Below are 18,351 nucleotides of genomic sequence, written 5' to 3'. Positions count from 1 at the left end.
CGTCGGCCGCGCCCGCCGACGAGCCAGCGCCCGCGCAAGCGCCCGCCGCGTCCCAGACGGCGGCCGACGCTGCCGCGCAGGACGAGCGGGACGCGGAAGCCGCCAGGGAGGTCGCCCGGGAAGCCGCCGCCCTGGAGGCCATGCGGGCCGATGCCCTGGCGCGGGCGCAGGAGCCCAAGCCCGTGCAGGTTTCCCGGCTTCCGCCCATGCCCAAGCCGCTGCCGCAGGCGCGCCAGCCGCTGCCCGCGGTGGACATCGCCGAATGGACGTTTGCCGAACCCGTGGTGGAAATCCGCCAGTCTTCCAGCAAGGCGCCGGCCAAGGTGGCCGACCCGTTCGAGGGCGGCGTGGCCGCCGCCGCGGCCAAGCCGGAAGCCCGCTCGTCCGCCGCTGAAAAGCCCGCCGCGAAGCGAGGCGCGGCCCGCAGCCGCACCGCCACCAAGACGGCCGCCGCCAAGACGGCCGCGGCGGCGGATCCGGCGCCGGCCAAAACCGCCTCCGACGCGCCCGCCAAGCCCGCCCGCAAGACCGCCGCCCGCCGGACGAAGAAGGCCGACGCGGAATCCTGAGCGGGCGGCTAACCCGCCGGGGCGCTATAGCGGCCCGGCGTGGTGCCCAGTTCGCGCTTGAACATGGCGATGAAGGCGCTGACGTTGTCGTAGCCCAGTTCCAGCGCAACGGTGGTCACGGTGGCGCCGGCCGCCAGCATTTCCTGCGCCCGCATCAGGCGGGCGCGCTGCCGCCACGCGCCCACGGTCAGCCCGGTTTCCGCCAGGTAGCGGCGGGCCAGCGTGCGCGGCGCCATGCCGATGGCGGCCGCCCAGTCTTCCAGCGAGCGCGTGTCCGACGGCTGGTCCGACAGCGCGAGCGCCAGCCGTTGCAGCCGGGGATCCAGGGGCAGGATCAAGGCCGCGCCGGCCTGCGGCAGGGTGCGGATTTCGTCCCGGATCAGCTCCACGATGCGCCGGCGCGCGGGGGCGGCCGCGTCGCCCTCGCCGGCCGTCCAGACCGACGCGCGCTCGACGGCCGCCAGCAGCAGGGCGGAGGCCTCGAGCACGCAGGGCGCGGCCGGCAGGCCGGCGCACGCGGCGGGGCTGAGGTAGGCGCTGTAGCCCGCGTAGGGGCCGTGAGAGCGCAGTCCATGCGCCTGCCCGGGCGGCATCCAGACGGCCTGGCTCGAAGGCACCACCCATTGCCGGTCCCCGGCGTAGACGGTCAGCAGTCCGCGATACGCGCCCAGCAATTGGCCGCGCGCGTGCCGGTGCATGGCGGTCTGCCGCAGCGCGCCGTCATGGCGGCGGACGGCGATCAGGCGGGGCCCGCCGCGCGACCCGGCGAGTCCGGGATCCAGCAGGGGCAGGGCGGGAGCAGGGGATGGCATTGGCCGAAACACCGTATCGAATGACCTGAACAACGCAGACTTGCCAGGGTGGCGGGGCTATCGTAACCCCTGTATCGGACTACCGGGAGCAATCATGCGAGCACAGGACGTTCTGCCCGACGGCAGGGACCAGGGCGATTTCAATGGCGTGGCGGTGCGCAAGGGCACGGTGGGGGCCTTCCTGGCCAACGCCCGCGTCTGCGCCGACCCGCGGGCTCCGGCGCAAGCCGTGGCCGAGGCGCGGCGGGACATCCGCGAGGCCTTGCCCGCCTTGCGCGCGCTGGGCCTGTTCGAGGTGCTGGAGGTGCGCGATCCCGCGCTGCGGGCCTGGCTGGCGGCGCAGCGCGCGGACGGCGAGTGACGCCGTGCTCTATCATTCCGGCTTTGGACCGGGCCATGGCGGCGGACCCCCGCGGCGCAATGCCCTGTCTGCCGGAATTACGCATGCAATACGTCTTGGTCAGCTCCTGTCTGTTGGGCAATCCCGTGCGCTACGACGGGCGCGGCGTGTCGCGCGACAACGCGGTGCTGGCGCGCTGGCTGCGGGAAGGGCGCGTGGTGTCCGTCTGTCCGGAGATGGCCGGCGGCCTGCCCGTTCCCCGGCCGCCGGCCGAGATCGAGCCGGGCGCCGGCGCGGCGGCGGTGCTGGCCGGCCGCGCCCGCGTCGTGGCGGTGTCGGGAGAGGACGTGACGGCGCCGTTCGTGCAAGGCGCCCGGGAGGCGCTGGCGGCCGCGAGCCGCCACGCCATCCGCGTCGCGGTGCTGAAGGAAGGCAGCCCGTCCTGCGGCAGCGGCTACGTGTATGACGGCCATTTCGCCGGCCGCAAACTGCCCGGCCAGGGCGTGACGGCCGAACTGCTGGGCCGCGCCGGCGTGCGCGTGTTCAGTGAAAAGCAATGGCAGGAGGCGCAAGCCTGGCTGGCCGGCCTGGAGGCGGACGATGGCGGCTGACGTGGGGGCCTGGCTGGCGCTGCTGGGCGCGGCGGGCTGCGCGGCGCTGGCATGGAAAGCGGCGGCGCGGGCCGGACGCGGCGCCCGCCTGCGCGCGGCGTGCGCGGCCTGCCTGGGCCTGTCCGCGTTGTGCTTCTATGCCTGGTATGCGCAATACCTGAAGTGGGATTTCAACGAGCTGGGACGCCACTACGATCCCGTCGACCAGGTGGTCTACACGGATGCGGGCTTCGTCTGGGTCCTGCCGGCGGGCGCGCTGCTGATCGCCGGCCTGCTGTGCGCCTGGCGGGCGGGCCGGCGCTGATCCGCCGTCCCGCCGCCGCGGGGCCTATTCGGCGCGGATATTGGCATCTTTCACGATCTTGCCGTTGTCGGCGTATTCCTTCTGCACCTGGGCCGCGAACTGTTCCACCGTGCCGGGCGACATGATGTTCAGCGCGTCGGTCAGCGGCTTGCTGACGTCCGGCATGGCGGCGATCTTGTTGATCAGGCCATTCATGCGGGCGCGGAATTCCGGGCTGGCGCCGCCGGGGGCGAAGAAGCCGAAGGTGGACGTCATGTTGGCCATGGGATAGCCCAGTTCGGCCAGCGTGGGTGTGTCCGGCCGGCCCGGCAGGCGGACGGGCGACCCCACCGCCAGCAGCGCCAGCTTGCCTTCGTCGATCAGCGCGTTGATCGGGCCGGACGCGTTGACCAGCATCAGCGTGAACTGGCCGCCCAGCGCGTCGGGCACCATCTGGGCCATGCCCTTGTACGGCACGTGCGCGATGCGCACGCCGGCCTGGCCGTTGATCTGTTCCAGCATCAGGTGGCCCAGCGAGCCGACGCCGGCCGTCGCCAGCGACAGGCCGTCGGGATCGGCCTTGGCCTGGGCCAGCATGTCCTTGAAGGTCTTGCCGGTGAACTTCGGACCGCCCACCAGATAGACCGGCGAATACATGACGGCGGCGACCGGAGCCAGGTCCTTCAGCGGGTCGTACAGAGTCTTCATCACGTGCGGCGACAGCGTCACGGGGCTGACGGCGGTGAAGCCCAGCGTGTTCTCGTCATGGGCGCGGGCCACGGCATTCATGCCTATCATGCCGCCCGCGCCGCCGCGGTTCTCCACCACCACGGGCCTGCCCAGCTCCGCCGCCAGCTTCTGGGCGAACGCGCGGGCGGTGTTGTCGACGATGCCGCCGGCGCCATAGGGCACCACGATGGTCATGGCCTTGGCGTCGGCCTGGGCCTGTACGGCGCCGGAGAACGCGCAGGCCGCGCCCAACGCGCAAAGCCCGGCGATCCGCTTCAAATTCAACATGCTTCATTTCCCCTTGATGCCCGGCATTTTCCGCCCGGGCGCGATGGCGGCCGTCCAACACGGCGCGCCGGCGTGCAGTGTGTGCACGCCGGCGCGTGGAGACAACCGGGTATACCCGTAGGGAAGCGCACAGCTCTCGCATGACGGACCTGGCTCTTCCCCGAGCGGGGGCGCCGCGGATCCGGCTCCGCCGGTCCGCCAGCGCCGCCCCCTGGGGGGCCCGCGCCAGCGGGTACGGGGGGGCTTACCTGCGGCTGGTCATGCAGGAATCCAGCATGCGGTTGTACGTATCCACCATCACCTGCGTGGTCCATTGCGAGATGGTGGCCGGGTCGTAGCCGCTCTGGTTCATGGCCCAGCGCCGGCAGTCCGTGGTGGCGCTGGCCTGGGCCGAGTCGGCGCGCGGGGCGGGCTCGTACTGCACCGGGGCGTACTGCGCCTGCGGCGGCGCGTAGACCGGAGGCGCTTCGTAGAGCGGGGCGTCGTAGACCGGAGCTGCATAGACGGGCGGACTGGTGTAGACCACGCCGGGCGCGTAGACGCCCGTCTGCACATAGGACGGGCCGGAGTCCGCCGCCAGCATCAGGCCGACCGCAGCCAGCGCGAATGCGCCGCCCACCCACCAGCCGGTGGAACTGCCACCGCCGTGGTGGTGGTGATAACCGCCGCCATGGCCGTACCCATACCGATACCCGCCGCCTGCCATCGCCGGCGCGCTGGCCATTGCCAGAGCCAGCGCCGCAACCGCCGCCCGGCTCGAAAACCGCTTCATGATTCTGCTCCTTGTGCGCCCCGGCCGGCATGTTGCGCGAACCGGGGCGATAGCCTTACTTTACCGCCGCGCCGCCGCTACAGGGTGTCTCAAGCGCTACCGGGATTTCAACCCGTTTCAGGGTGGCGGCGCGGCGCCAGCGGCAGTTGCCCGCTGTTGCACGGGCGCGACTCCGCGGCCCGCAAGCGGACCTGCGCTTTGTCGTCGAAACCCGAGGGTTCGCGGTTCAAGGTTTCGTAAGTTTCGTAACCCGCCTTTTCCACGCACCAGTTCCGGAAATGGGTCTGCGATTCCTGCGGCATCATCGATTCCGCGCAATGCGCGCGTAGGGTTGCATGGTCTTGTACAGGGCACGCAGCCGGAAGCGAGGAGGGCGCAGGGGGCGGCATCGGCGGGGCGGTATCCCTGCCGAAGGAGTGGCTAAAAGTGTTGAACGGTAGTACTTTCTCGCGATGATTACGGTACCACCCCCTTCTTCATCGCAAGACAAGCGTCTTACGAAAGGTGAACGCACCCGGTTGCAGCTCTTGGAGGTCGCCGCGGCGGAGTTCGCGGAACGCGGGTTCCAGCATACGCGGATCAGCGACATTGTCGCCCGGGCCGGCGTCACCCAGCCTGTCTTTTATCAATACTTCACCAGCAAGCAAGCCGCCTACGATGAACTGGTGGGCATGTTCGCGCAGCGCTTGCGGCACGCCATCGGCCAGGCCCGCCTGCCGGCCGGGCTGGCCGGGGCCGAGCTTGCCGGCCGCATCCGGCAGGGCGTGAGCGCCCTTCTGGGCATTCTGCAGGAAGATCCCAACCTGACGCGCATCGGCTTCTTCCAGGTCGCCGCGGCGGAAGCGCTGAAGGACGAACTGGTGGCGATGATCGCCGACAACGTGCGCGCCGAGCAGCAGGCGGGCCTGTTCAGGACGGAAGTCCGGGCCGATTGGTTCGCCCAGTCGCTGATGGGCATCATCGAGCGGTTCACCCGCCAAGCCCCGGACGCCGAACGGCGGGAGGCGCTGGCGGACTTCATCACGGACCTCTTGCTCGACGGCATGCGAAAACGGCAGCCGCCCCGATCAGCCTCCTAGCCGGAGGCTTTTTTTTGCCTTGGAGCGGTCGGCCGCCTCACTCCACCCGCGCGCCCGATGCCGCCACCACCTTCTCGGCCGCTTCCCAATCCGCTTTCAGCAGATCCTGGAATTGCGCGGCCGACTTGGCTTCGGCTTCCACGCCCAGCGAGGCCAGTCGCGTCTGCACCTTGGGGTCGGCCAGCACCTTGTTGACCGCGGCGTTGATCTGGTCGCGGTCCGCGGCGGCGATGCCGGCCGGCGCCAGCAGGCCCAGCCAGGAATCGAAGGCATAGCCGGGCAGGCCGCTTTCGGCGGCGGTGGGCAGGTCGGGCGCAAAGCGCGAGCGCGTCTTGCCGGTATAGGCCAGGAAGGTCACGCGCGGGTCGTTGCGGTACGCCGTCACGCCGATGGTGGCGGCGGTCACGGCCTGGACGCGGCCGGCCAGCAGTTCGGTCACGGCGTCGCCCGTGGACTTCATGGGGATGTGCTGCATCTGCGCGCCCGCGGCGGTCAGGAAGGACGCCATGCCCAAATGCGAGGCGCTGCCGTTGCCCGCCGAAGCGTAATCGTACGCGCCGGGCTTGGCGCGGACGGCCTGGATGAATTCGGCGGTGTTCTTGGCGTTCAGCGAGGCGGACGCCAGGATGATGTAGCCGGTGTTGCCCAGGTAGGCCACGCCGGTGAAGTCCTTGTAGGGGTCGTAGCTCAGGTTCTTGTACAGATAGCCCGCGATGTGGTGGCTGGCGGCCGCCAGGACCAGGGTGTTGCCGTCGGGCTTGGCGCGGGCGACCTGGGCCGTGCCCACGGTGCCGCCGGCGCCGGCGCGGTTCTCCACCACGATGGAGGCGTTGAGCGCCTGGCCCAGTTCGTCGCCGATGGCGCGCGCGATCGTGTCCTGGACGGCGCCCGTGCCGTAGGGCACGACGATGCGGATCACGCGTTGCTCGGCGTGGGCGGCGCCCATGCCGGCGATGACGAGAGCGAGGGCAAGCAGGGTATGGCGGCGGGCAGGCTGGAAGCGAAGGGACATGGAGTGGGATCTTGGTTGTGGCGGCGCGCCGGCGGGATGCGGACGCGGCATGACGGCGTTGGACTCTAATGACCGTTGTTGCATTCGGCAACGATTTATTCGGCGCTTGTTTATTTCCGCAGGCGATAAAGCCCGGCCCTCGCCGGGCCGGGGCGCGCAATCCGTCGCCTGGCTCAACGGGCGAGCGCCGGCGTGCCGCCCGCGCCCAGGTCCCAGTACAGCCCGGTCATCAGGCTCAGGGCCTGGCGCAGCAGGTCCGGGGGCAGGTGCTCGTTCGGCGCGTGTTGCGAGCAGCCGGGGTAGGAGTGCGGCACCCAGACCGTGCGCAGGCCCAGCACGTCCGTGAAGATGTCGTTGGGCAGCGACCCGCCCAGGTTGGGCAGCACGGCCGCCTTGGCGCCCGAGGTGCGCTCCAGCGACGCCACCGCCCAGCGCACCCAGGCGTCCTCCGGGTCGATGCGGGTGGCGCGGAACATGCTTTCGCGCGTCAGCGTGATCTTGACCATGGGAAAGCCCTGGCGGTCCAGGTGGCGGCGCAGGGCGGGGATGAGTTCGTCGGGGTCCACGCCCACCACGAAGCGCAACTGGCAGCGCGCCCAGGCCTTGGGCGGAATGGCGTTGACGGGGGTGTCCGGATTGCCGGTCTTGTAGGCCAGGACCTCGAACGAGCACCAGCCGAACACGCGTTCGGCGGGCGACAGCCCGGGCTCGCCCCAGCCGGGTTCGATCTCGGGGCCGTCGGCGCCGCCGTCCACCTGACAGTCGGCCAGGGCGCGCCGCACCGCGGGCGGCAATTCGGCGGGCACCCATTCGGGAACGCGGATCTGGCCCGTGGGCGACACCAGCGTGGAAATGGCATGGGCCAACTGGATGCCGGGATTGGAGATCAGGCCGCCCCAGTTGCCCGAGTGGTGGCCGCCGGCGCGGGCGTCGATGGTGAGGTCGAAGTTCAGGCTGCCGCGCGCGCCCAGGAACACGGTAGGCCGCTGCGCGCTCAGCCGCGGCCCGTCGGAAGCGATGAGCAGGTCGGCCGAGAGCAGGTCCCGGTGTTCCTCGCACAGTTCGCGCAGGCCCATCGAGCCGGTTTCCTCGCCCATCTCGATTAAGTACTTGGCGTTGAAGCCCAGCTTGCCGCGCGTTTCCAGCACGAGCCGCAAGGCTTCCATATTGATGGTGTGCTGGCCCTTGTTGTCGGCGATGCCGCGGCCGTACCAGCGGCCTTCGGATTCGGTCAGCGCCCAGGGCGACAGGCCTTCCTTCCATTCCCGTTCCAGGCCGCGGATGACGTCGCCGTGGCCGTAGCCCAGCACGGTGGGCAGGGCCGGGTCCTCGATGCGTTCGGCGTACAGGAACGGCGCCAACGCCTTCGGATGCGTCAAGGTCCGGCAGGCGAAGCCCAGGGCCTCGAAGGCCGGCCGGATCTCGCTTTCCAGGTAGTCGGCCAGGACCGCGGCGCGTTCAGGGTTCTGACTTTCGGTGGGCATCGCCAGGCGGCGCGCCAGCAGGGCGCGGAAGGCGCCGGAATCGAAACACTGTTCCGCCTGGGCGATGGCATGTGCGCGGGTCATGATGGCTGGGCTCCGTTGGGGGAAGAGGGGGCGGTGGGATAGAGGTGGCAGGCCACCAGGGCCTGTTCGCGCCGGGCCAGCGGCGGGCGTTCCGTCTTGCATAGCGGCATGGCGTGCTGGCAGCGCGGGTGGAACGGGCAGCCGGAGGGCGGATGCAGCGGGTCCGGGAACGACAGTCCCAGCCCCATGTCCGGGATCCCCAGGCCGGGCTCGGGCGTCAGCACCGAGGCCAGCAGCGCCTGGGTGTAGGGATGGCGGGGATCGTGGAAGAGTTGCGCCGTGGACGCGGATTCCACGACCCTGCCCAGGTACATCACCGCCACGTGGGTGGCGATGTGCTCCACCACCGCCAGGTTGTGGCTGATGAAGACGTAGGTGAGATTGAACTCGCGCCGCAGGTCCATCAGCAGGTTCATGATCTGCGCCTGCACCGACACGTCCAGCGCGGAAGTGGGTTCGTCGCAGATGACGATCTCGGGATGCATCACCAGCGCGCGCGCGATGGCCACGCGCTGCCGCTGCCCGCCGGACAACTGGCCCGGGGTGTTGTGGGCCAGCCGCGGCGGCAGCCCCACGCGTTCGAGCATCTCGATGGCCTTGCGCTGGCCGGGGTTGTCGATGCCGTGCACCTCCAGCGGCAGGGACACGATGGAGGCGATGGAGCGCCGCGGATTCAGCGAGGAATATGGGTCCTGGAAGATCGGCTGCACGCGGCGGGCCAGCGCGCGCCGGCCCAGGCCGCGGATGTCCTGCCCGTCCAGCCGCACCGCGCCTTCGGTCGGGGGTGTCAGGCCCAGCAGCATGCGGGCCAGCGTGGATTTTCCGCAGCCCGATTCGCCCACGATGCCGAGCACCGCGCCGCGCTCCACCGCCAGGTCCACGCCATTGACGGCATGCAGGGTGCTGCGCGGGCGGAACATGCCCGACCGGATCGAGAACTGCCGGCTGACGGCATCGGCTTGCAGCAATGGCAATGAATTCATGCCAGGGCTCCTTCCGGGTGGAGGACGCAGCGCCAGCGTTGCCCCGTTTCGGCCCCGTGCACGGGCACGGTCTGGCGGCAGCGTTCTTGCGCATGGGGGCAGCGGTCGAAGAAGGCGCAGCCTTGCAGGTCGCCCACCAGCGCGGGCACGACGCCGGGGATGGTGCCCAGCGCTTCGCCCGGCGGCGTGCGGCCGGGCACGGGGATACAGCCCAGCAGTCCTTCGGTGTAGGGATGGCGGGGCGAGGCGAAGAGCTCGGCCACCGGCCCTTCCTCGACGATCTGGCCGGCGTACATCACGGCCACCTGCCGCGCGATGCGCGCGACCACGCCCAGGTCGTGGGTGATCAGCACCATCGCGATGCCGAGTTCGGCCTGCAGATCGGCCAGCAGCCGCAGGATCTGCGCCTGGATGGTGACGTCCAGCGCGGTGCTGGGCTCGTCGGCGATCAGCAGTTCGGGCCCGCACATCAGCGCCATGGCGATCATCACCCGCTGGCGCAGCCCGCCCGACAACTGGTGCGGATACTGGGCCAGCCGCTGCCCCGCCGAGGCGATACCGACCTTCTCCAGCAGTTCGACCGCGCGGTCCCGCGCCTGCCGCGTGCCGGCCTTGCAATGGTGAATGTAGTGTTCGGTCAGTTGTTCGCCGATGGCGTAGGCGGGGTTCAGCGCCGTCATGGGCTCCTGGAAGATCATGGCCATCTTGCTGCCGCGCAGGGCGTTGATCCGCCGCCCGCGCGCGGCGGACAGGTCCTCGCCCAGCACCGACAGCCGGCGGGTGCGGCGCTGCGCGGCCTTGGGCAGCAGGCCCATGATGGCCAGCGAGGTCATGGACTTGCCGCAGCCCGATTCCCCGACCAGGCACAGCGTTTCGCCGCGCCTGACCTGGAAGGACACGTCGCGCACCGCGTGCAGGGCGCCGCGCGGCGTGGCGATGTCGACGGTCAGCCCTTCTACGTCCAGGACGATTTCGTTGTCGGTCATGGTCAGGCCCTCTCTTCGGGCGTCAGGAGCTGGTGCAGCCCGTCGCCCGCCAGGTTGATGGCGAAGATCAGCAGGGCCAGCGCCGACCCGGGAATGGCGATCAGCCAGAACGAGAAGAACATGTACGCCTTGGCTTCGGAGATCATCAGGCCCCACGACGGCAGCGGGGGCTGCACGCCCAGGCCCAGGAAGGACAGCGAGGCTTCCAGCAGGATGGCGCTGGCGGCTTCCAGCGTGGCGATCACGATCAACTGCGGCACCACGTTGGGCAGCACCTCGCCCCAGACGATGCGCCAGGTGCACGCGCCCGCCGCCTGCGCCGCGGCCACGTATTCCAGCGAACGGACCTGCTGGGTGGCGCTGCGCATGACGACCGCGTAGCGGTCCCACTTGAGCAGCCCCAGCACCAGGATCACGACCCAGAGCGAACCGCCCACGATGGCCACCGTGGCCAGCGCCACCAGAATCACGGGCATGGACAGGCGGGTGGTGATCAGGAAGGACACGGCCATGTCGGTCTTGCCGCCGAAGTAGCCGGCCGCCATGCCCATGGCCGTGCCGATCAGGCCGGAGATCAGCGCGACGCTGATGCCGATCAAAAGCGAAATGCGGGCGCCGTAGAACAGGCGCGACAGGTAGTCGCGGCCCAGTTGGTCGGTGCCCAGCGGATGCAGCCAGGTGCCCTTGTCGTACCAGACGGGCGGCGCGGTGCGGTACGCCAGGTCCTGGAAGTAGGGGTCGTGCGGCGAGATCCAGGGCGCGAGCAGCGCGATGAGCACGATGGCCAGCAGGATGCCGCCGCCGGCCAGCAGCGCCTTGTTGCGCCGCAGCCGGCGCCAGCGCAGGGCGGATGCGGACAGTTCCAGCGGCGCCTGCGGGGGCGTGCCGGGCACGGATGGGGTCAGGGTGGGCGCGGTCATGTCAGGACACCCGGATGCGGGGATCGAGCCACGCGTTGGCGATATCGGAGGCAAGGGTCAGGAGCACGTACAGCACCGACAGCAGCAGCACGATGAGCTGCATCACGGGATAGTCCTTGTAGGTGATGCTCTGGTAGGCCAGGTAGCCCAGGCCGTCCAGCGCGAAGATGGTTTCGATGACGACCGAGCCGCCCAGCAGGTAGCCCAGTTGCACCGCCGCCAGCGCCACCACCGGCACGATGGCGTTGCGCAGCGCGTGCTTGAAGACGATGGTGCGTGCCGGCAGGCCCTTGGCCCGCGCGGTGCGGATGTAGTCGGCGGCCAGGACTTCGATCATGCCGGCGCGGATCAGGCGCATGAAGGCGGGAGCCACGTAATAGCCCAGCGCGATCGCCGGCATCACGAAATGCTGCCAACTGCCGCTGCCCGATACCGGCAGCAGGCGCAGCGAGATCGAGAACAGCATGATGAGGATCAGCGCGAAGAAGAAGTTGGGCAGCGCCTGGCCCAGCACCGCGATGGCCAGACAGGCGCGGTCGATCAGGCTGCCCTTGTACAGCGCGGCCAGCACGCCCAGCGGAATGGAGATCGCGAGGGCGAAGCCCAGCGCGCCCAGGCCCAGCAGCAGCGTGGTCTTGAGCTTGGAGAGGATCAGCGGCCCGGCCTCGGTCTTGAAATACACCGAGGTGCCGAAATCGCCCTGCAGGATGTGCCAGAGCCAGTCGGCGTATTGCACGGCCAGCGGCCGGTCCAGGCCGTAGGTCTTGCGGATCATGTCGATGTCGGCCTGCCGCGCGCCTTCGCCGGCCAGCGCCAGCGCCGGATCGCCCGACAGGTGCAGCAGCAGGAACGCCAGGATCGAGACGGTCAGCGCCACCAGCACCGCCAGGCCCAGGCGCCTGATCGTGAAGTAAAGCATAGGACTTCCTCTCCGTTTCGCGCCGCCGGACCGGCTTGCGGCCGGCCCGGCGCAGGCCGCGCCTTACTTCCAGCTCATGTCCCAGAAGCGCACCAGCTCGTCCGAGTAGGGCTTGAAGTTCACGTCCTTGGTGGCGACGTAGTACGCCGGCAGCGTCCACAGCGGCACCGCGTAGGCCTTCTGCGCGATCTGGTCCAGCGCCTGCTTGTAGGCGGCGTTGCGCGCCGCGCTTTCTATCGTGTGGTCGCCCTTGTTGAGCAGGTCCCGGACCTGCGGGTCGCGGGTGATGTCGTCGTTGCCGAAGGCGAAGTACACCGGCGTGGAGGCGGACACGTCGTTGACCAGGTTGGAGCCCCAGGTCTGGTGCGTGAGCGAGGCCTTGTTGGCGCGGATCATGTCGCGCATGGCCGCGTACTGCAGGAAGTTCAGCTTGGCGCGGATGCCGACCGCCTGCAGGTAGTTGATGATGGCTTCGGTCTGGTTGCGTTCGCGGTAGGCCACGATGTCGATGTCGAAGCCGTTCGGGTAGCCGGCCTCGGCCAGCAGTTTCTTGGCGAGCGCGGGATCGTACTTGTAGACCGGGGCGCCGTCCTGGGTGCAGCCCACCTGCGAGGGCGTGCAGATGGTGTTGATGAGGCCGCCGCCTTCGCCCACGATATTCTTGAGCATGGACTCGCGGTCGATCGCGTGGATGATGGCGCGGCGCACGCGCTCGTCCTTGAGCTGCGGCGCCGGCGTGCCTTCCAGGATGTTCATCTGCATGAAGACGATGCGCATGGTGTCGCCCGTGACCATCTGCAGCGCCGGCATCGCGCCCAGTTGTTCGGCCTGGTCCTTGGGCACGCTCATGATCAGGTCCTCGCCGCCCGAGATGACTTCGGCCATCTGCGTCTGGCGGTCGGGGATGAAGCGGATGACCACCTTGCCGATCTTCGGCTGGGCCTTGGGCGAATCCTTGAAGTAGTCGGCGTTGCGTTCCAGCGTGATGGACTTGCCGGGCTGGTAGTCCACCACCTTGTACGGACCCGAGCCCACGGGCTTGGCGTTCATGCCCTTGGGGCCGACCTCCTGGTAGTACTTGGCCGGATGGATGGCGGCGGTGGTGGACAGGTATTCCTTGGCGCCGGGGAAGGGTTCCTTGGTGGTCAGGCGCACCTTGTACTTGTCGATTTTCTCGACCTTGTCGATCCAGGCCACGTTCTGCTGCGTCACGGCCTTGTTCTTCGGATCGGCCACATAGTTCAGCGTGTACACCACCGAGTCCGCGTCGAACTCTTCGCCGTTGTGGAATTTGACGCCTTCGCGCAGTTCGAATTCCAGGGTCTTGTCGTCGACCTGCTTCCAGCTCTTGGCGAGCTGCCCCTTGTATTCGTTGGTGACCGGATCGCGGTAGAGCAGGGTGTCCCAGACGTTGGCGGCGATGATGACGCCGATTCGCACGTTGTTGTAGTACGGGTCCACGCTTTCGGGCGCCTGGTCGTACGCCATGCGCAGAGTGTCGTCCTTTTTGCCGGCCAGGGCCGGCTGGGCCGCGAGCGCGGCGCAGGCCAGCATGGCGGCGGCCAGGGCCTTGAGCGGGGGGAAGCTGCGGAGGAAAGGCGGGGATGATACGGGGGGGACGCGGCAATCGGCCATGGCGAGGCTCCTGTGGAAGTCACTGCACGTACTGCGTATCTACTGCGTAACCGTCGGGCGGGAAAGGGGTGTCAGTCTGAATCGGGCGGCGCGGCGGGCGCATGGCGCAAGGCCGCCAGCGCGGCTTCGCACTTGCGTTGCAGGTGCTGGCGCATGATGCCGGCCAGCCGGTCGGCGTCGCGCGCTTCCAGGGCCTCGGCCATCTCGATGTGTTCGCGCATCGCCAGGTCCCATTTCTGGCGGTTTTCGTTCGAGACGAACCGCAGGTTCTGGATGCGCGCGTTCTGGGCGTCGTACAACTGCTTGAGCAGGCTGTTGTGCGAGGCCAGGCTGATGCGTTCGTGGATCTCGCGGTTGGTCCGGAAATAGGTGGGCAGGTCGCGGCGCGCGTGGCTGGCCATCATTTCATAGGTCAGCGCCCGGATCTCGGCGATTTCAAGGTCCGTGGCGCGTTCGCAGGCCAGCCGGCACGACATGGCTTCCAGGCCGCCGATCACTTCGAAGGCTTCGCGGATGTTGGCCTCGGACAGCGCCACCACCTGCGCGCCCCGGTTCGGCTCGATCTGCACCAGGCCTTCGGCGGCCAGCAGGCGGAACGCTTCGCGCAAGGGCGTGCGGGACACGCCCAGCAGGTCGCACAGCGCGCGTTCGTTCAGGCGCGAGGCGGGCGGGAATTCCCCCTGGATGATGCGTTCGCGCAGTTGCCCGGCCACCGTCGCCGGCAGCGTGCGGCCGTTGCCCGCGCCGCGCGCCGCCTGGGGCGGGGTTTCGGCCGCGGCGTCGGCGGCGGAAGCGGGCATCAGGCTGGAAGCGCTGCTCATTGGTATACAAATATTCCCCGTGTTTTGCGGAACTATAAACCCGGATGGCAAATGGTCTGATGGGTGTATACCCTAGGTTATTAACGTAAAAACAATGGGATAGAGTGGCGCATGCCGCAAGTCCGAATGCTGGGCATACACTGTTTGTCTGCCGGCACCTTTCGTTGGTATACAAAAAGATTCCACTTTGGGGCGTCGCATGCTTACGCTGAACAACCATCCTTCCGGCCGGCACTTCCTGCAGATTCCGGGGCCGACCAACGTTCCCGACCGCGTGCTGCGCGCCATCGACCAGCCCACCATCGACCACCGCGGCCCGGAATTCGGCGCGCTGGGACTGGCGGTGCTGAGCGGGGTCAAGCAGGTATTCCAGACCCAGGCGCCGGTGGTGATCTTCCCGTCGTCGGGCACCGGCGCCTGGGAAGCCGCGCTGGTCAATACGCTGTCGCCGGGCGACCGCGTGCTCATGGTCGAGACCGGGCATTTCGCCAGCCTCTGGCGCAAGCTGGCGGGGCGGCTGGGCCTGGACGTGGATTTCCTGGAGGGCGATTGGCGCCGTCCGGTGGACGCGGCCGCCATCGGCGCCCGCCTCGCCGGCGACGCGGACCGCCGGATCAAGGCCGTGTGCGTAGTGCACAACGAGACCTCCACCGGCGTCACCAGCGACGTCGCGGCGGTGCGCAAGGCGATCGACCGCGCAGGGCACCCGGCGCTGCTGATGGTGGACACGATTTCGTCCTTGGGCTCCATCGACTACCGCCATGACGAATGGGGCGTGGACGTGACGGTGGCGGGTTCGCAGAAAGGGCTGATGCTGCCGCCCGGCCTGGCTTTCAACGCCGTCAGCGCCAAGGCCCTGGCCGCGGCCGACGGGGCGCGCCTGCCGCGTTCGTACTGGGACTGGCGCGAAATGCTGGCGGCGAACGCGCGCGGCTATTTTCCGTACACGCCGTCGACCAACCTGCTTTACGGGCTGCACGAGGCCCTGGCCATGCTGCAGGCGGAAGGCCTGCCGCAGGTATTTGCTCGCCACCGCCGCCACGGACAGGCCACGCGCCTGGCGGTGGATGCCTGGGGGCTGGAACTGCTGAGCCTGGACCCGGCCGCGCACAGCCCGGCGCTGACCGCGGTGCTGATGCCGGCGGGACACGGCGCCGACGCCTTCCGCAAGGTGGTGCTGGAACGGTTCGACATGTCGCTGGGGCAGGGCCTGGGCAAGCTGGCCGACCGCGTCTTCCGCATCGGCCACCTGGGCCACTTCAACGACCTGACGCTGTGCGGCACGCTGGCCGGTGTGGAGATGGGGCTGGCCGCCGCCGGCGTGCCGCATCGTCCGGGCGGCGTGCGGGCGGCGATGGAATTCCTGGTGGGGTAGGGGTTTGCCCCCCCCCAACCCGCTGACGCGGGCCCCCCAGGGGGCGGCGCTGGCGGACCGGCGGAGCCGGATCCGGCGGCGCCCCCGATTGAAAACACTGTGGATGACGACGAGGACAACGAATGAATACGCTCATGCAGCAGGCGATCCAGTTCGCCAATGACCACGAATCCGCCTGGGACCGCAGCGTCAAGGGCGTCTTTGGCGTGCACCTGAACGATCCGCCGCCCTGGAACCGCCTGCTGGGCCCCATCCACGATCGCGGCCCGGTGTCGGGCGTGGTGGTGGTGGACGGCAAGACCGTCGCGTCCTGGGGCGAGCCCGACCGCGCCGACCTGACGTTCAGCGTCGCCAAACTCTACCTGGCGATCCTGGCGGGCGTGGCGCATGACCGCGGCCTGCTGCCGGACGTGGACGAGCCGGTCGGCAAGCGCGTGCCCGGCATCGGCTTCGACAGCGGCCAGAATGCCGACATCACCTGGCGCCACCTGTTGCAGCAGACGAGCGAATGGGAAGGCGAGCGCTTCGGCGTGTCCGACCAGGCCGACCGCTACCGCGCCGTCACCTTCGGCGTGCCGCCCGACGGCAAGAAGGGCGACGCGCGGCCGTTGCAGCGCCCGGGCACGTACTGGGAATACAACGACGTGCGCATCAACCAGCTTTCGTATGCGCTTCTGCACCTGTTCCGCAAGCCGCTGCCCGAGGTCTTCCGCGAGGCCGTCACGCGCCCGATCGGCGCCAGCGAAAACTGGCAATGGGTGGGCTACGACAACGCCTGGGTCGAAATCGACGGCCAGCGCATGCCGTCCGTGCCGGGCGGTTCGCACTGGGGCGGCGGCATGTCCATCAGCGCCCGCGACCAGGCGCTGATCGGCCAGATGCTGCTCAACGGCGGCCAGGCCAACGGCCGCCAGGTGCTGTCCGCCGAATGGATCCAGGCCATGCGCACGCCTTGCGCCATCGCGCCGTACTACGGCTATCTCATCTGGCTGAACCACGAAGGCCGCGTGTTCCCCAGCGTGCCGGCGTCCAGCTTCTTTGGCGTGGGCGCGGGCAGCTCGTTCACGTGGGTCGAACCCGAACGCAAGATGGTCGTGATCGTGCGGTGGCTGAATTCCGCCCATGCCGACGCGCTGTTCGGCAAAATCCTGGCGGCGGTGGACGCTGGCGTCTAGCGCGTTCTTTTGGGTTGGTTCTTGACGTTCAGGATCTAGGGCGCGGGGGCTTCGAGCTTGCGGATGTCGGGGTTCTAAACCGCCGAGGCTGCCCTGCGCCATTCCGATGCTCGCCCCGGTGGGGCTGCGCTTCGGATGTCTCCGGGGTCCTCGGCTGACAGTCGCGTCATACGAGGTTTTTTTGCCGCCGGGCCGCCCCAAGGCAAAAAGCGCCCCCTTGGGGGGCAGCAAGCCGAAGGCGCGGCGTGGGGGCATTCTTTCCCCCCCTTCATGGGCGGACGCCGGCGGTTCAAGAACTCCGGCCTCACAAAACCGAACGTCAACAATCCAACCAAAAATGCTCTAGATGCGGGCCCGGTTTGACGGGCACGGGCTTGCCGTTGCATGCTCGCGTCTAATCCATTTCCGTGAATGAGAGGAAGCTAGCCATGAACTACCGCCGACTGGGCCGCAGCAATCTCCGTGTATCCCCGCTATGCCTGGGCACCATGATGTTCGGGGAGCAGACGCCCGACGAGGAAGCCGCCCGCATCGTCGCGTCGGCGCGCGATCACGGGCTGAATTTCATCGACACCGCCGACGTCTACAACGGCGGCCGCTCGGAAGAAGTGGTGGGCAAGCTGCTGAAAGGGCAGCGCCACGACTGGGTGCTGGCCAGCAAGATCGGCAACCCGGTGGGCAAGGGGCCGAACCGGTCGCACTATTCGCGCCAGTGGCTGGTCCGCGGGGTGGAGGCCAGCCTGGCCCGGCTGGACACCGACTTCATGGACATCCTCTACCTGCACCGCGACTACCACGAAGAGAACCTGGAAGAGGCGCTGTGGGCGCTGGGCGACCTGATCCGCGCGGGCAAGCTGCGCAGCTTCGGGCTGTCCAACTTCCGCGGCTGGCGCATCGCCGAAGTCATGCGCCTGTGCGAGAAAATGGGCGTGCCCCAGCCGGTGGTGTGCCAGCCGTACTACAACATGCTCAACCGCGGCCCCGAAGTGGAAATCCTGCCGGCCTGCAAGCACTACGGCCTGGGCGTGGTGCCCTACAGCCCGATCGCGCGCGGCGTGCTGACCGGCAAGTACCTGCCGGGCCAGGCGCCGGCGGAGGATACGCGGGCGGGCCGCGGCGATTCCCGCATCCTGGCGACCGAGTTCCGCGAGGAATCCCTCCAAATCGCGCAGAAGCTGGTGGCGCACGCCGCGGCGCGCGGCGTGCAGGCGGGGCATTTCGCCACCGCCTGGGTGCTGGCCAATCCGGTCATCACCGCCGTCATCGCCGGGCCGCGCACCCTGGCGCAGATGGACGATTACTACGCCGCCCTGGACGTGACGATCACGGCCGAGGACGAGACCGTCGTGAACGGCTGGGTGACGCCGGGCCATGCCTCGTCGCACGGCTACAACGATCCGAACTATCCGTTCTACGGCCGGCCGGTGGCGGCGGCCTGAAGCGGTCCGCGCCGCCCCGGATCCACCCGGCGCGG

19 protein-coding genes and 1 pseudogene are annotated in these 18,351 nt (G+C 69.1%); 8 read left to right on the top strand and 12 right to left on the bottom strand.

Going from position 1 to position 18,351, the window contains the following annotated elements; all coding sequences use genetic code 11:
* Positions 1 to 569: pseudogene (locus AVE30378_RS32630) on the top strand (NYN domain-containing protein); the annotation flags it as partial.
* An 8-nt stretch (positions 570 to 577) separates the two neighbouring features.
* On the opposite strand, the gene AVE30378_RS25645 reads toward AVE30378_RS32630, so the two are convergent.
* Positions 578 to 1,381: an AraC family transcriptional regulator gene (locus tag AVE30378_RS25645; RefSeq protein WP_129244900.1), complete on the bottom strand. Its 804-nt coding sequence runs from the start codon at positions 1,379 to 1,381 to the stop codon at positions 578 to 580.
* A 94-nt stretch (positions 1,382 to 1,475) separates the two neighbouring features.
* Between AVE30378_RS25645 and AVE30378_RS25640 the strand changes: the two genes are divergently transcribed.
* The 3 genes from AVE30378_RS25640 to AVE30378_RS25630 all read left to right on the top strand — a co-directional run bounded on the left by AVE30378_RS25640 (position 1,476) and on the right by AVE30378_RS25630 (position 2,636).
* On the top strand, positions 1,476 to 1,742 hold the full coding sequence (locus AVE30378_RS25640) for a hypothetical protein (protein ID WP_129244897.1): 267 nt from the start codon (positions 1,476 to 1,478) through the stop codon (positions 1,740 to 1,742).
* An 83-nt stretch (positions 1,743 to 1,825) separates the two neighbouring features.
* Complete coding sequence (locus AVE30378_RS25635; protein ID WP_129244895.1) at positions 1,826 to 2,332, top strand: 2-thiouracil desulfurase family protein; 507 nt, start codon at positions 1,826 to 1,828, stop codon at positions 2,330 to 2,332.
* Entirely contained in the window at positions 2,322 to 2,636 is a 315-nt protein-coding gene (locus AVE30378_RS25630) for a hypothetical protein (RefSeq protein WP_129244893.1), read from the top strand. The genes AVE30378_RS25635 and AVE30378_RS25630 overlap by 11 nt, the downstream gene beginning before the upstream one ends.
* Positions 2,637 to 2,660: 24 nt before the next feature.
* Here AVE30378_RS25630 and AVE30378_RS25625 read toward each other — a convergent pair whose 3' ends face one another.
* The 3 genes from AVE30378_RS25625 to AVE30378_RS25615 form a co-directional block, all read right to left on the bottom strand.
* Positions 2,661 to 3,632: a Bug family tripartite tricarboxylate transporter substrate binding protein gene (locus AVE30378_RS25625; RefSeq protein WP_129244891.1), complete on the bottom strand. Its 972-nt coding sequence runs from the start codon at positions 3,630 to 3,632 to the stop codon at positions 2,661 to 2,663.
* Between the two features lie 244 nt (positions 3,633 to 3,876).
* Complete coding sequence (locus AVE30378_RS25620; protein WP_129244889.1) at positions 3,877 to 4,404, bottom strand: hypothetical protein; 528 nt, start codon at positions 4,402 to 4,404, stop codon at positions 3,877 to 3,879.
* A gap of 107 nt (positions 4,405 to 4,511) precedes the next feature.
* Entirely contained in the window at positions 4,512 to 4,706 is a 195-nt protein-coding gene (locus tag AVE30378_RS25615) for a hypothetical protein (protein WP_165360300.1), read from the bottom strand.
* Between the two features lie 150 nt (positions 4,707 to 4,856).
* Between AVE30378_RS25615 and AVE30378_RS25610 the strand changes: the two genes are divergently transcribed.
* Positions 4,857 to 5,483, top strand: coding sequence for a TetR/AcrR family transcriptional regulator (locus AVE30378_RS25610; protein ID WP_129244885.1), 627 nt, complete (start codon positions 4,857 to 4,859; stop codon positions 5,481 to 5,483).
* A 37-nt stretch (positions 5,484 to 5,520) separates the two neighbouring features.
* On the opposite strand, the gene AVE30378_RS25605 is transcribed toward AVE30378_RS25610, so the two are convergent.
* The 8 genes from AVE30378_RS25605 to AVE30378_RS25570 all read right to left on the bottom strand — a co-directional run bounded on the left by AVE30378_RS25605 (position 5,521) and on the right by AVE30378_RS25570 (position 14,327).
* Positions 5,521 to 6,495 (bottom strand): Bug family tripartite tricarboxylate transporter substrate binding protein, encoded by a 975-nt coding sequence (locus AVE30378_RS25605; RefSeq protein WP_129244883.1) that lies wholly within the window; start codon positions 6,493 to 6,495, stop codon positions 5,521 to 5,523.
* Positions 6,496 to 6,668: 173 nt separating this feature from the next.
* Complete coding sequence (locus AVE30378_RS25600; RefSeq protein WP_129244881.1) at positions 6,669 to 8,063, bottom strand: M20 family metallopeptidase; 1,395 nt, start codon at positions 8,061 to 8,063, stop codon at positions 6,669 to 6,671.
* Complete coding sequence (locus AVE30378_RS25595; RefSeq protein ID WP_129244879.1) at positions 8,060 to 9,046, bottom strand: ABC transporter ATP-binding protein; 987 nt, start codon at positions 9,044 to 9,046, stop codon at positions 8,060 to 8,062. The genes AVE30378_RS25600 and AVE30378_RS25595 overlap by 4 nt, the downstream gene beginning before the upstream one ends.
* The gene (locus AVE30378_RS25590) at positions 9,043 to 10,032 is read right to left on the bottom strand and encodes an ABC transporter ATP-binding protein (RefSeq protein ID WP_129244877.1); all 990 of its coding nucleotides are present in this window, start codon (positions 10,030 to 10,032) and stop codon (positions 9,043 to 9,045) included. The genes AVE30378_RS25595 and AVE30378_RS25590 overlap by 4 nt, the downstream gene beginning before the upstream one ends.
* Before the next feature lie 2 nt (positions 10,033 to 10,034).
* A complete protein-coding gene (locus tag AVE30378_RS25585; protein WP_129244875.1) occupies positions 10,035 to 10,952 on the bottom strand; it encodes an ABC transporter permease in 918 nt (305 codons plus the stop codon).
* Position 10,953: 1 nt separating this feature from the next.
* Positions 10,954 to 11,871, bottom strand: coding sequence for an ABC transporter permease (locus AVE30378_RS25580; protein WP_129244873.1), 918 nt, complete (start codon positions 11,869 to 11,871; stop codon positions 10,954 to 10,956).
* A gap of 63 nt (positions 11,872 to 11,934) precedes the next feature.
* Positions 11,935 to 13,506, bottom strand: coding sequence for an ABC transporter substrate-binding protein (locus AVE30378_RS25575; protein ID WP_129244872.1), 1,572 nt, complete (start codon positions 13,504 to 13,506; stop codon positions 11,935 to 11,937).
* A gap of 71 nt (positions 13,507 to 13,577) precedes the next feature.
* Positions 13,578 to 14,327: a GntR family transcriptional regulator gene (locus AVE30378_RS25570; protein WP_129244870.1), complete on the bottom strand. Its 750-nt coding sequence runs from the start codon at positions 14,325 to 14,327 to the stop codon at positions 13,578 to 13,580.
* 199 nt (positions 14,328 to 14,526) lie between these two features.
* Here AVE30378_RS25570 and AVE30378_RS25565 point away from each other — a divergent pair, with 199 nt between their 5' ends.
* The 3 genes from AVE30378_RS25565 to AVE30378_RS25550 all read left to right on the top strand — a co-directional run bounded on the left by AVE30378_RS25565 (position 14,527) and on the right by AVE30378_RS25550 (position 18,316).
* Positions 14,527 to 15,702 carry a pyridoxal-phosphate-dependent aminotransferase family protein gene (locus AVE30378_RS25565; RefSeq protein WP_129244868.1) on the top strand — a complete coding sequence of 392 codons (1,176 nt, stop codon included), beginning with the start codon at positions 14,527 to 14,529 and terminating at the stop codon, positions 15,700 to 15,702.
* A 122-nt stretch (positions 15,703 to 15,824) separates the two neighbouring features.
* Positions 15,825 to 16,877: a serine hydrolase domain-containing protein gene (locus tag AVE30378_RS25560; protein WP_129244867.1), complete on the top strand. Its 1,053-nt coding sequence runs from the start codon at positions 15,825 to 15,827 to the stop codon at positions 16,875 to 16,877.
* A 428-nt stretch (positions 16,878 to 17,305) separates the two neighbouring features.
* On the top strand, positions 17,306 to 18,316 hold the full coding sequence (locus AVE30378_RS25550) for an aldo/keto reductase (protein ID WP_129244863.1): 1,011 nt from the start codon (positions 17,306 to 17,308) through the stop codon (positions 18,314 to 18,316).
* Positions 18,317 to 18,351: the final 35 nt, after the last annotated feature.

The sequence above is a fragment of the Achromobacter veterisilvae genome, from assembly GCF_900496975.1.
Lineage (GTDB): Bacteria > Pseudomonadota > Gammaproteobacteria > Burkholderiales > Burkholderiaceae_B > Achromobacter > Achromobacter veterisilvae.
Note: the sequence above shows the minus strand (reverse complement) of the source record. Positions and strands in the feature narration are given on the sequence as shown.